The sequence below is a fragment of the Rhodococcus sp. DT1 genome, assembly GCF_049844875.1.
Classification (GTDB): domain Bacteria; phylum Actinomycetota; class Actinomycetes; order Mycobacteriales; family Mycobacteriaceae; genus Rhodococcus.
On sequence record NZ_JBNCLW010000008.1, the window covers coordinates 66,037 to 78,059 of the forward strand.

11 protein-coding genes and 3 tRNA genes are annotated in these 12,023 nt (G+C 66.3%); 8 read left to right on the forward strand and 6 right to left on the reverse strand.

Going from position 1 to position 12,023, the window contains the following annotated elements; translation table 11 throughout:
- Positions 1-77: 77 nt before the first annotated feature.
- From gltX to ACLQ3J_RS19320, 4 genes are all read left to right on the forward strand, one after another.
- Entirely contained in the window at positions 78-1,550 is a 1,473-nt protein-coding gene (gltX, locus tag ACLQ3J_RS19305) for a glutamate--tRNA ligase (protein ID WP_169619632.1), read from the forward strand.
- Between the two features lie 193 nt (positions 1,551-1,743).
- Positions 1,744-1,815: transfer RNA gene (locus ACLQ3J_RS19310), tRNA-Gln, on the forward strand.
- 87 nt (positions 1,816-1,902) lie between these two features.
- Positions 1,903-1,978 (forward strand) — tRNA-Glu (locus ACLQ3J_RS19315).
- Positions 1,979-2,062: 84 nt separating this feature from the next.
- Positions 2,063-2,135, forward strand: a tRNA-Glu gene (locus ACLQ3J_RS19320).
- Between the two features lie 56 nt (positions 2,136-2,191).
- Here ACLQ3J_RS19320 and ACLQ3J_RS19325 read toward each other — a convergent pair.
- From ACLQ3J_RS19325 to ACLQ3J_RS19335, 3 genes are all read right to left on the reverse strand, one after another.
- Positions 2,192-2,365: a DUF5302 domain-containing protein gene (locus ACLQ3J_RS19325; protein ID WP_169620361.1), complete on the reverse strand. Its 174-nt coding sequence runs from the start codon at positions 2,363-2,365 to the stop codon at positions 2,192-2,194.
- 82 nt (positions 2,366-2,447) lie between these two features.
- On the reverse strand, positions 2,448-2,960 hold the full coding sequence (locus tag ACLQ3J_RS19330; protein ID WP_296549261.1) for a pyridoxamine 5'-phosphate oxidase family protein: 513 nt from the start codon (positions 2,958-2,960) through the stop codon (positions 2,448-2,450).
- Between the two features lie 44 nt (positions 2,961-3,004).
- Positions 3,005-3,706, reverse strand: coding sequence for an IclR family transcriptional regulator (locus ACLQ3J_RS19335; RefSeq protein WP_169620359.1), 702 nt, complete (start codon positions 3,704-3,706; stop codon positions 3,005-3,007).
- A gap of 118 nt (positions 3,707-3,824) precedes the next feature.
- On the opposite strand from ACLQ3J_RS19335, the gene leuC reads away from it, so the two are divergent.
- The 3 genes from leuC (at position 3,825) to ACLQ3J_RS19350 (ending at position 6,805) form a co-directional block, all read left to right on the forward strand.
- Positions 3,825-5,252: a 3-isopropylmalate dehydratase large subunit gene (gene leuC / locus ACLQ3J_RS19340; protein ID WP_425904175.1), complete on the forward strand. Its 1,428-nt coding sequence runs from the start codon at positions 3,825-3,827 to the stop codon at positions 5,250-5,252.
- A 25-nt stretch (positions 5,253-5,277) separates the two neighbouring features.
- The gene (gene leuD / locus ACLQ3J_RS19345; RefSeq protein WP_169620357.1) at positions 5,278-5,874 is read left to right on the forward strand and encodes a 3-isopropylmalate dehydratase small subunit; all 597 of its coding nucleotides are present in this window, start codon (positions 5,278-5,280) and stop codon (positions 5,872-5,874) included.
- Positions 5,875-6,043: 169 nt separating this feature from the next.
- Positions 6,044-6,805: an HU family DNA-binding protein gene (locus ACLQ3J_RS19350; protein ID WP_169620356.1), complete on the forward strand. Its 762-nt coding sequence runs from the start codon at positions 6,044-6,046 to the stop codon at positions 6,803-6,805.
- A 180-nt stretch (positions 6,806-6,985) separates the two neighbouring features.
- Here ACLQ3J_RS19350 and ACLQ3J_RS19355 read toward each other — a convergent pair whose 3' ends face one another.
- The 3 genes from ACLQ3J_RS19355 to cofC are packed head-to-tail and all read right to left on the reverse strand — an operon-like array spanning position 6,986 to position 10,881.
- On the reverse strand, positions 6,986-7,933 hold the full coding sequence (locus ACLQ3J_RS19355) for an NUDIX hydrolase (protein WP_169620355.1): 948 nt from the start codon (positions 7,931-7,933) through the stop codon (positions 6,986-6,988).
- A 12-nt stretch (positions 7,934-7,945) separates the two neighbouring features.
- Positions 7,946-10,162, reverse strand: a complete 2,217-nt coding sequence (locus ACLQ3J_RS19360) for an RNA degradosome polyphosphate kinase (RefSeq protein ID WP_425904176.1) — start codon at positions 10,160-10,162, stop codon at positions 7,946-7,948.
- Positions 10,159-10,881 (reverse strand): 2-phospho-L-lactate guanylyltransferase, encoded by a 723-nt coding sequence (cofC, locus tag ACLQ3J_RS19365; protein ID WP_425904177.1) that lies wholly within the window; start codon positions 10,879-10,881, stop codon positions 10,159-10,161. Before cofC ends, ACLQ3J_RS19360 begins: the two co-directional genes overlap by 4 nt.
- Before the next feature lie 141 nt (positions 10,882-11,022).
- On the opposite strand from cofC, the gene ACLQ3J_RS19370 reads away from it, so the two are divergent.
- Positions 11,023-12,021 carry an NAD(P)H-dependent glycerol-3-phosphate dehydrogenase gene (locus ACLQ3J_RS19370; RefSeq protein WP_425904178.1) on the forward strand — a complete coding sequence of 333 codons (999 nt, stop codon included), beginning with the start codon at positions 11,023-11,025 and terminating at the stop codon, positions 12,019-12,021.
- The last annotated feature ends 2 nt before the right edge of the window (positions 12,022-12,023 follow it).

Here is a 12,023-nt window from a genome sequence, read left to right on the forward strand (position 1 = left end):
CGGTCTCCGCTTCCCGGGCGGCGGTCAGGGGATAGCCTGGGAGGGTCTCCCCGTCGATCCTCAACCCTGAGCGAGTCATGACCAGCAGCGAAGTACGTGTCCGTTTCTGTCCGTCCCCGACCGGAACCCCGCACGTGGGTCTCGTGCGTACCGCCCTGTTCAACTGGGCCTTCGCGCGTCACCACGGCGGCACGTTCGTGTTCCGCATCGAAGACACCGACGCTGCCCGGGACAGCGAGGAGTCGTACCAGGCGATCCTCGACGCGTTGCGCTGGCTGGGCCTCGAATGGGACGAGGGCCCGGAGGTGGGCGGACCGTACAAGCCGTACCGCCAGTCGGAGCGTCGCGGACTCCACATCGGCGTCGTGGAGAAACTGCTCGAGGCCGGCGAGGCCTACGAGTCGTTCTCGACCGCGGAGGAAGTCGAGGAGCGCCACAAGGCGGCGGGACGCGACCCCAAGCTCGGCTACGACAATTACGACCGCGACCTGACACCCGAGCAGCGGCAGGCTTTCCTCGACGAGGGACGCAAGGCCGTCGTGCGGCTGCGGATGCCCGACGAGGACCTCACATGGCACGATCTCGTCCGCGGTGAGACGACGTTCAAGGCAGGCAGCGTTCCCGATTTCGCGCTCACCCGAGGTAACGGCATCCCGCTGTACACGCTCGTCAATCCCGTGGACGACGCGCTCATGAAGATCACCCACGTTCTGCGCGGCGAGGACCTGTTGTCGTCCACGCCTCGTCAGCTCGCTCTGTACGCCGCGCTGCAGCGCATCGGGGTAGCCGACTTCACGCCCGAGTTCGGGCACCTTCCGTTCGTCATGGGGCAGGGAAACAAGAAGCTCTCCAAGCGCGATCCCGAGTCCAACCTCTTCCTCCATCGCGACCGCGGTTTCATCCCGGAGGGATTGCTGAACTACCTCGCGCTGCTCGGCTGGGGACTGGCCGACGACCGCGACATCTTCTCTCTCGACGAGATGGTCGCGGCCTTCGATATCGGCAAGGTCAATTCGAACCCGGCGCGGTTCGACCAGAAGAAGGCCGACGCGATCAATGCCGAGCACATCCGGATGCTCGAGCCGGCGGACTTCTCGAACCGTCTGAAGTCGTTCCTCGTCGAGCACGGTCATCTCGCGGCCGACGTGGACGACACGGTGTTCCGCAAGGCCGCCGATCTCGTCCAGACGCGCATCGTGGTGCTCTCCGACGCGTGGGATCTGCTGAAGTTCCTCTTCGTCGACGAATCGGACTTCGTTCTGGACGAGGCGGCTGCCGCGAAGAACCTCAAGGAGGAGGCGGCACCGGTCCTCGACGCCGCGCTCACCGCGTTGGACGGTCTGGGCGACTGGTCCACCGAGGCGATCGAGGAGGCCCTCAAAACGGCCCTCATCGACGATCTCGGACTCAAGCCGCGCAAGGCGTTCGCGCCCGTGCGGGTGGCCGTCACGGGCTCGCACATCAGTCCGCCGCTCTACGAGTCGATGGAGTTGCTCGGACGTGAGCGCACCCTGGACCGGATGCGCGCGGCTCGGGCCGTCGTCGGCTGATAGGCGCCACCACTGATCGGCCGGCACTGACGGGCGCCCGCGTAGCTTCCGCTACGCGGGCGCTTCCGGTTCGGGGCCGATTTACCTACTTTGACCAGGCGATTTGTAGTTGTGCACGGTGATGGTGCTAATCTTTCTCTCGGTTCGGGAACGGAGGCCGGAGCGCAGTGCGCAGGCCGAAGGGACAGTCCATTGGGGTATGGTGTAATTGGCAACACAGCTGATTCTGGTTCAGCCATTCTAGGTTCGAGTCCTGGTACCCCAGCTGCGATGTGGTGGTTTGCCCGCCACGTCTCGGCCAGCTAAGCTGGCTGAGCTTCCCCCGGGAAGCGTAACGAGAAGAAGTTCTCAGGCCCCCGTCGTCTAGCGGCCTAGGACGCCGCCCTCTCACGGCGGTAGCGTGGGTTCGAATCCCATCGGGGGTACCATGAACGGCCCATCGATCTCCGGATCGGTGGGTGTTCTTCTCTGAAAGCAGACATGCCTTCCGGGGTGTGTCGAAGGAAGTCCAGGCCCCCGTCGTCTAGCGGCCTAGGACGCCGCCCTCTCACGGCGGTAGCGTGGGTTCGAATCCCATCGGGGGTACAGGAAGAAGACCCTCCGAGCATCGCTCGGAGGGTCTTTTTCGTGCCGGGACCGTCTCATACGCTCTTGCGCCGGAACTCGCGGTGATGGTCCGCAGTCGCCTTCGGTCCGCGAGCCTTGGATTGAGCGTCGAGGTGCGCGGTGCCGTGCCCGTCGCGCTGATTCTTGTTCTTGCGCTCGAGCGCGTCACGGAATTTCTGTTTGAGGTGTTCCTTCTCCGAGTCGGTCATGGTGTCCCCTTCCTTCGCCGATGCCCTCGAAATGTAGCGCCGGGGGAACGGCGCTGTCGCCCCATTTATCGGGGGCCGAGGTTCAGCGTGCGGGCGAGGAGAGGTACGCAGCCGTGGTCCCGCCGATCTCCATCGCGGGCAGACCCAGCTTGCGGTGATCCCAGGATCGGACCCGCCCGGGCACGACGCGGACGGCGACCCGCTTGGCCATCATCTGCTCCACCGCGGGCCGCGCCTCCTCGGTGTAGGGAGCGGTGTACCGATTCCACACGTCGCGGCAGACGGCGAACACGGTGTCGTGGTCGTCGGTGATCTCGGCGTGGCCCTCGAGTGCGACGCCCCGCAACTGGTCGTACGTGTCGCCCGCCTCGACCAGTGCGGTGACGCGGTTGTCGCGCCGGAGATTGACGACCTTCTGGGACTTCGCCTTCGTCTCGAACCAGATCTCGCCGTCCAGTACCGCGTACCACATCGCGACGAGGTGGGGCATGCCCGTGGGACCGAGCGATGCGAGGGTCGCCACACGGCTGTGGTGGAGAAAATCGGAGATTTCCGAGTCGGTCATAGCGATTTCGGCGCGACGGTTGGTTCCCATGACGAGAACTGTGACATACCACGCACATCCGCCACCAGGGGTCGTCAGAGTCGTTTCTGCAACGCCTCGGCGGCGGCGAGAAGGTCTGCGGCCCACCGGGCACCCGGCCGGCGTCCCATGCGGTCGATCGGTCCGGACACCGAGACCGCCGCGACGACAGCACCGCCACCGTCCCGGACGGGTGCGGCCACGGACGCAACGCCGGGTTCGCGTTCGGCCGCGCTCTGCGCCCATCCGCGACGGCGGACTTCGGTGAGGACGCGTTCCCCGAACGCGGCGTCGGGCAGGATCGCGCGCTGTACGGCCGTATCGGCCCACGCGAGCAGAACTTTGGCGCCTGATCCGGCGGTCATCGGCAGACGCGAACCGACAAGGACTGTGTCGCGCAGTCCCGTCGGCGGCTCGAGTGCTGCGACGCACACCCGGTGGGTGCCTTCGCGACGGTACAACTGCACGCTCTCGCCGGTGATTTCGCGCAACCGGGGCAGGACGAGGGAGGCGGCCTCGGCGAGCGAGTCGCCGGCGCCGGTGGAGAGTTCGGCCAGACCCGGGCCCGGACGCCACTGACCGTCACCGTCGCGCATGAGGAGGCGGTGTACTTCGAGACCGACTGCGAGACGGTGCGCGGTGGCCCGCGGCAAACCTGTGCGGGTGCACAACTCGTTGAGATTGCACGGTTGTTCGGCCACCGCGTGTAGGACAGTCATCGCTTTGTCCAACACTCCGATCCCGCTATGCTGTCTCATAGGTCGATACCTCCGTCTCGCATGCTGGGAAGCATAACGCATGCGGAACGAGGCGGGGACGACACCATACGCGGGCCGGACAGCCCTGAATCGGTCTCGCGTTCGTCACGTACGACAGGTGGAGAAGATGGCTGGAAAGACTCTGGCGGAGAAAGTGTGGGATCAGCACGTCATCGTGCGTGGTGGAGGAGAAGGTTCGGCGCGAGAGCCGGATCTGATCTACATCGACCTGCACCTCGTGCACGAGGTGACGAGTCCGCAGGCCTTCGACGGCCTGCGGCTGGCGGGGCGTTCGCTGCGCCGCCCCGATCTCACCATTGCGACCGAGGACCACAACGTTCCGACGATCGACATCGACAAGCCGATCGCCGATCCCATCTCGCGCACGCAGGTCGAGACGCTGCGTCGCAACTGCGAGGAGTTCGGCGTCCGGCTGCATCCGATGGGAGACCTCGACCAGGGCATCGTCCACGTGGTCGGGCCCCAGCTCGGACTCACCCAGCCCGGCATGACGGTGGTGTGCGGCGACAGCCACACCTCCACCCACGGGGCATTCGGTGCGCTCGCAATGGGTATCGGCACCAGCGAGGTCGAGCACGTCATGGCGACGCAGTCGCTGTCGCTGCGGCCTTTCAAGACCATGGCGATCACCGTCGACGGCGAACTCCAGCCCGGCGTCACCTCCAAAGACCTCATTCTCGCGATCATCGCCGAGATCGGTACCGGCGGTGGGCAGGGTTACGTCCTGGAATACCGCGGCGAGGCGATCCGCAAGCTGTCCATGGAATCGCGGATGACGATCTGCAACATGTCGATCGAGGCAGGCGCGCGCGCCGGCATGATCGCTCCCGACGCCACCACCTACGAGTTCATCAAGGGTCGTCCGCACGCGCCGAAGGGCGCGGATTGGGACGCGGCCGTGGAAGCGTGGGAACAGCTGAAGACCGACGACGACGCGGTTTTCGACGCAGAGGTCCGCATCGACGGCAGTGCGCTCACCCCGTTCGTGACGTGGGGAACCAACCCGGGCCAGGGTGCACCGCTCGGCTCCACGGTGCCGGTGCCCGAGGAGATCGCGGAGGAGACCGCACGGTCTGCTGCCGAGAAGGCCCTTCGGTACATGGACCTCGAACCCGGTATGCCGCTGCGCGACATCAAGATCGACACCGTGTTCGTCGGTTCCTGCACCAACGGACGGATCGAGGATCTGCGCGCCGTCGCCGAAGTGCTCGACGGACGAAAAGTCGCCGACGGTGTGCGAATGCTGGTCGTGCCCGGTTCGATGCGTGTTCGTGGTCAGGCGGAGGAAGAAGGTCTCGGTGAGATCTTCACGGCCGCAGGGGCGGAATGGCGTCAGGCCGGCTGCTCGATGTGCCTGGGCATGAACCCGGATCAGCTTGCGCCGGGTGAGCGGTCGGCATCCACGTCGAACCGTAACTTCGAGGGGCGTCAGGGCAAGGGCAGTCGCACGCACCTCGTCTCCCCGGCAGTCGCGGCCGCAACAGCGGTGCGCGGCACCCTCTCCGCGCCGGCGGATCTGGACTAGAGCACAGGACCGAGGAGATATTTCGATGGAAGCCTTCACTACTCACAAGGGCATCGGCGTTCCCCTGCGCCGGTCCAACGTCGACACCGACCAGATCATCCCGGCGGTGTATCTGAAACGCGTCACCCGCACCGGATTCGAAGACGGACTGTTCGCCGCGTGGCGTAACGATCCGGCATTCGTTCTCAACACCCCGCCGTTCGACCGTGGCAGCGTTCTCGTCGCCGGTCCGGATTTCGGCACCGGTTCCTCGCGTGAACACGCGGTGTGGGCCTTGTCCGATTACGGATTCCGGGTTGTGATTTCGTCCCGCTTCGCCGACATCTTCCGCGGCAATGCCGGAAAGGCCGGACTTCTGGCCGCTCAGGTCGAGCAGGACGACGTCGAATTGCTCTGGAAACTCATCGAACAGCAGCCCGGGCTCGAACTCGATGTGAATTTGGAAACTCGGACAGTGACCGCCGGAACGACCGTGGTGCCGTTCGTTATTGACGACTACACACGGTGGCGTCTGCTGGAGGGTCTCGACGACATCGGGTTGACGTTGCGCCAGGTAGAAGCCATTTCCGAGTACGAAAAGTCAAGGCCTTCTTGGAAACCACGGACTCTTCCGGCCCCGTGATCCGAGCCTGAAAAGGCCCCTGCAGGTCTCGGTTCGACCCCTCGGTCGAGCCGGGACCTGCGACTTATTTGCATGAGAATCCGCGTGGCACATAGACTCTAGTCCGTTTGCGGGTCTACCGTGGACTGGAGTCGGTCTGACGGTGGACCGTAGATGTGCGGAGGAAATCATGAACAAGGCAGAGCTGATCGACGTTCTGACCGACAAGCTCGGTTCGGACAGGCGCACCGCCACGGCGGCCGTCGAGCACATTGTGGACGCGATCGTGCGCGCGGTGCACGACGGGAAGAGCGTCACCATCACCGGATTCGGTGTCTTCGAGCAGCGTCGCCGTGCGGCGCGCGTCGCCCGCAACCCGCGCACCGGTGAGACTGTCAAGGTCAAGCCGACGTCGGTGCCGGCTTTCCGTCCGGGTGCGCAGTTCAAGGCAGTCATCGCCGGTACCCAGAAGCTCCCCGCCACGGGACCGGCCGTCAAACGCGGTGCGGCTGCTGCAGTGAAGAAGTCCGCTGCCGCCAAGAAGGCTGCGAAGAAGACCGCTGCCGCCAAGTCGACCGCGGCCAAGAAGACGACCGCAGCCAAGTCCACTGCAGCCAAGAGCACCGCAGCGAAGAAGACCACTGCGGCAAAGTCGGCTCCGGCCAAGAAGACCACCGCGGCGAAGAAGACCACTGCGGCAAAGTCGGCTCCGGCCAAGAAGACCACCACCGCGACCAAGAGCACCGCGGCGAAGAAGACCACGACCGCGGCAAAGAAGGCCCCGGCCAAGAAGACCACCACCGCGACCAAGAGCACCGCGGCGAAGAAGACCACCACCGCAGCGAAGAAGGCCCCGGCCAAGAAGACCACCACCGCGGCCAAGAAGACCACTGCGGCGGCGAAGAAGGCTCCGGCCAAGAAGACCACGGCCCGCAGGACCGCCAAGAAGTAATTCGGCACCGAGAAGTAATTCGGCGCCCGAGCAACAGTTCGGCGCCCACCACCGGTTCGCGTGTGCGCGGGACGGGTGGCACTCGGCGGCTACCGGATATCTCCGGTAGCCGCCGTTGGCGTCTGGATGCCATGCTGCGACCGTCGCTCACCCGGATGCGTACCCGGGTGAGCGAAGCGGTCAGGACTGCTTCGAAGGCAGCGGACTGTCGAGGTGGTCGGCCGCGAGGAGACGGTCGCCCTTCAGCGAGAGCACCCACATGCTCGCCTTGCGATTCCGGGCGGGTGGGAGCGTGATCCCGTCCCGGGCAGCCCACCACGAGACAAGATCGGGAATGACCTTTCCCTGGCTGCAGATCACCGGGGTGCCACCGCGCGCGACGATGTCGAGTGCGCGCTTGCGGCCCAGTTGGGGATCTGCGTTGTATTCCTCTTCCGACAGCGAGGGTTCGAGCGCAACCTCGACGCCGATGTCCGCGGCGAACGGTGCCACGGTGTCGACGCACCGCGTGCGGTCGGCCGACGTGACGCTGTCTCCGCCGAACGCGCGCAACTGGGGGACAAGTGCGGCCGCTTGTGTCTTGCCGGCCGCATCCAGAGGCCGGGTTCGGTCGTCGCCCCGATGTTTCTTGCGGCTTCCCGCCTTCGCGTGCCGGACGATCACTACCGTCCCGGTGTCGGCGGGCAGCAACCTGAAACGCCGGAGCACGCTGCGGTCCATCGGATACGACAGCTGGTCGAACGCGGCTTCGGGTGTCACCCAACGCAATTCGTCGACTTCGTCGTTCGGGACGAACTCGCCGTCGGCCGGCTTCGCTGCCCAGTAGTCCACCCGTTTGAGTTTCCGGTGTCCGGGCACCGGATAAGTCACCCGGCCGAGGTGCCGGCCGAGGACGGGCCGAAATCCGGTTTCTTCCCGGATTTCACGGACCGCGGCAACGACTGCGGTCTCCCCGGGGTCGAGTTTCCCTTTCGGAAACGACCAGTCGTCGTATCGGGGCCGGTGGACAACTGCGACTTCGACGTCGCCACCGGCGAGCCGGGTGGGGTCGCCACCGGCGGGACGCCACAGCACTGCACCTGCGGCAAAGATGTTGGCCTTCATCGGCTTATCGGACGAATCGGTCACCGGTGCCTCCGCTTACGATGCGCGGCTGCGCATGAGTTCCATCTGGTGGTCGCGCGCTGCCGTGCCCGGCGCGGGGGAAGCCGTCCATGTGCCGTCGGCCTCGAGGGTCCAGCACCGCGTGGCCGGATCGAGCGCGGAATCGAAGATGTCCTGCAACTGATGCGCCAGCCGAGGGTTTTTCACCTGCACCATGACCTCGACCCGGCGGTCGAGGTTGCGGTGCATCATGTCGGCGCTGCCGATCCAGCACTCGTCGCTGCCGAGGAAGTGAAAGATGCGCGAATGCTCGAGGAACCGGCCGAGGATGGAGCGCACGGTGATGTTCTCGCTCAGGCCCGGAACGCCCGGTTTGAGAGCACAGATGCCGCGTACGACTATTTCGACGGGGACGCCGGCACAGGACGCCCGATAGAGGGCGTCGATGACCTGCTCGTCGACGAGGGCATTGGCTTTGAGGCGAACCCGCGTCGGCCGACCCGCCGCATGGTGTTCGATCTCCCGGTCGATGCGCTCGATGATGCCTCTGCGGACTCCGTGGGGCGCGACGAGCAGGTTGCGGTACTGCGCCTTCCGCGAGTAACCCGTGAGGGTGTTGAACAGGTCGGTCAGGTCGGCGCCGATCTCCGGCGACGAGGTGAGTAGACCCACGTCCTCGTAGAGCCGAGCAGTCTTCGGGTTGTAGTTGCCCGTGCCGATGTGGCAGTAGCGGCGGATGGTGGACCCTTCACGACGGACCACCAGGCAGGTCTTGCAGTGGGTCTTGAGTCCCACCAGGCCGTACACCACGTGCACGCCCGCCTGCTCGAGTTTTCGCGCCCACTTGATGTTCGCCTGCTCGTCGAAACGCGCCTTGATCTCGACGAGGGCAACGACCTGCTTGCCGGCCTCCGCGGCCGTCACCAGTGCGTCGACGATGGGGGAGTCACCGGAGGTGCGGTACAGCGTCTGCTTGATCGCCAGGACCTGGCTGTCCGCGGCGGCTTGCTCGATGAACCGCTGAACGCTCGTCGAGAACGAGTCGTACGGATGGTGGACGAGGACGTCCCCCTCGCGCAGCGTCGAAAACACGCTCTTCGGTGTCTCCCTCTCCCCGAAGGCGAAATGCGTTGCGGGAACGAACGGCACATCCTTCAGATCCGGGCGGTCGACGGCGTGGACCTGCCACAGGCACGACAGGTCGAGGAGGCCGGGGAGCTGGACGACGTCCGCAGGGTCTACGTCCAGCTCGCGGAGCAACAGGTCGAGCATGTGCTCGGTCATGTCGTCGGACACCTCGAGGCGGACGGGCGAACCGAACCGTCGTCGTGCCAGTTCCCGTTCGAGCGCCTTGAGAAGGTCTTCGTCGCGGTCCTCTTCGACCTCGAAATCGGCGTTGCGTGTCACCCGGAACGCGTGGTGCTCCACGATTTCCATGCCCGGGAACAGCACGTCCAGGTGAGCCGCGATGAGCTCTTCGAGCGGCAGGAATGCCGCGAGGCCGTGCAGCGACCCGGCGCGGTCGACCCGGACGAAACGATCGACGTTGTCGGGCACCTTGACTCGCGCGAAATGCTCGCCCGACGATTCACAATCCTTCACCGTCACAGCGAGATTCAGGCTCAAACCGCTGATGTAGGGGAACGGGTGGGCGGGGTCGACGGCGAGCGGCGTGAGGACGGGGAACACCTGTTCCGCGAAGTACCGCGTGAGCCGTCCACGTTCGTCGGCGGTCAGATCCGCCCATTTGATGATCGAGATACCCTCGGTTTCGAGAGCCGGCAGGACCGAGTCGAGGAAGACCTGCGCGTGCCGTCCCGCGAGTTCCTGCGTGCTCGACGCGATGAGCGCGAGCTGCGCCCGGGGAGAGAGGCCGTCGGCGGACCGGACGGACAGTCCGGTCTCCGCGCGGCGCTTGAGCCCCGCGACCCGCACCATGTAGAACTCGTCGAGGTTCGACGCGAAGATCGCGAGGAACTTGGCGCGCTCGAGCAACGGCTGAGAAGTGTCTTCCGCCAAGGCGAGTACCCGGGCATTGAAGTCGAGCCAGCTCAACTCGCGGTTGAGGTACCGATCGCGGGGCAGGCCGTCGTTGCGGTTCGTCTTCAGCTGGGAGTCGATGGCCGCTGGTGGGGCGCTGGTGGCGGTGGCCACGCGTCCCTGCGGTCGGGTGGTGCCGGAGAGGGCACCTTGCTCGGTTCCGGCACTCTGTTCGATGCCGACGCTCTGCTCGGGGGTGTCGCCGTTGGTCACCGTCCCATTGTGTCAGGAACCGGTGAAGTATGAGGCTCCCGGCGGGAGGCCGGATACGGGAAGGGAAGCGCGGAGCCGATCCGGTCGAGCACCGCGGCGGTGGCCGCACCGACTCCCAGACGCACCGCGGCCCCCAGATCGTCGATCGTGTCGACGTCGAGTCGCAGGCCGGGCAGGTGCGCCTCCACGGCGAGGGCACCGGCCTCGAGGTGCCGGTGCGCGGAGTCCGGACCGAACCGGGGGTGCAGCGGACGCTGCGACGTGCAGTGGAGAAGTGCGGTGGTACCCGAGCCGGTGTGGTCGGCGACGATCATGGTCCCCGTCGCGCGGGCCGCCTCGAGTGCCTCGGCCAGTTCGTGGGGGCGCAAGGAGGGAAGGTCTGCCTGCAACGCGACGAGATCGACACCGGGCGAGTCGTCCCGGGCGTGTTCGGCAGCAGATCGCAGGGCCGCGTTCAGCGAATCCTGCCGGTCCTGACCGCTCGCGGCCGGGGGATCTGCGAGCACCGCTGCGCCCGACCGTCGGGCAACGGCCGCAACCCGGTGGTCGGAGGTGATCACGGTGACCACGGCGTCGTCGGTGTTCCGGGCTGCGGCGAGGGTGTCCTCGAGCATCGCGAGCACCAGTTCGGCGCGTGCGTCCGGTTCGAGGGCATGCGCCAGTCTCGACTTGGCCAGGCCGAGGGCCTTGACCGGGACGAGAATGTGCACCGCGGGCATGGGCGTGATTGTGCCAGCCGGTCGCGGGCGAGGGCGGGTCGCGGTGCCGTCCGTCCACCTGGGCGATACTGAAAGCAACAGCGTGCAGTGACGCGCGTGCCGGAAGCGCGTCGGAACGAATGAGGGAACAGAGGGGGATTTGTGACCAAAGCGGCAGTTCTGGGAGCAGGGTCGTGGGGGACTGCCTTCGCGAAGGTGCTCGCAGAAGCAGGCACCGACGTGACGATCTGGGCGCGCCGGGCGGAGGTGGCGCAGGCCATCGGTGAGCGCCACGAAAACCCGGCCTATCTGCCGGGCGTCGCGCTCCCCGCGTCTTTGAGGGCGACGACCGATCATCGTGTGGCGCTCGACGGCGTCGACTTCGCGGTGCTCGCGGTGCCGAGCCAGTCCCTGCGCGCCAACCTGGGGGCGTGGCGCGACGACATCGGGTCCGGCGCCACCCTGCTCAGCCTCGCCAAGGGGATCGAGAGCGGCACCCTCATGCGGATGAGCCAGGTCATCGGCCAGGTCACGGGAGCCGACCCGCACCGCATCGCCGTCCTCTCCGGCCCGAACCTGGCTCGGGAGATCGCCGAGGGGCAGCCTGCCGCAACGGTGATCGCGTGCCCCGATTCGACGCGTGCGCTGGAAATCCAGAAGTCGTGCGCCACAGGGTATTTCCGCCCCTACACCAACTCCGACGTCATCGGTTGTGAAATCGGCGGCGCGTGCAAGAACGTGATCGCGCTGGCGTGCGGCATGGCGGCCGGGGTCGGCCTCGGCGAGAACACCGTCGCGAGCATCATCACCCGGGGCCTCGCCGAGATCATCAGGCTCGGAGTCGCGCTCGGCGCCATGCCCACCACCCTCGCCGGCCTCGCGGGAGTCGGCGATCTCGTCGCGACATGCAGTTCGCCGTTGTCCCGTAACCGTTCTTTCGGTGAACGCCTCGGCAGAGGAGAGTCGCTCGAGAGTGCGCAGGAGGCCACCCACGGCCAGGTCGCCGAAGGCGTCAAGTCCTGCACATCGGTGCGGGCGCTCGCAGCGAGCTACGACGTGGAGATGCCCCTCACCGACGCGGTGCACCGGGTGTGCCACGAGGGGATGTCGGTGCACGACGCGATCGGTCTGCTGCTCGGCCGACGAATCAAGCCGGAATAAGC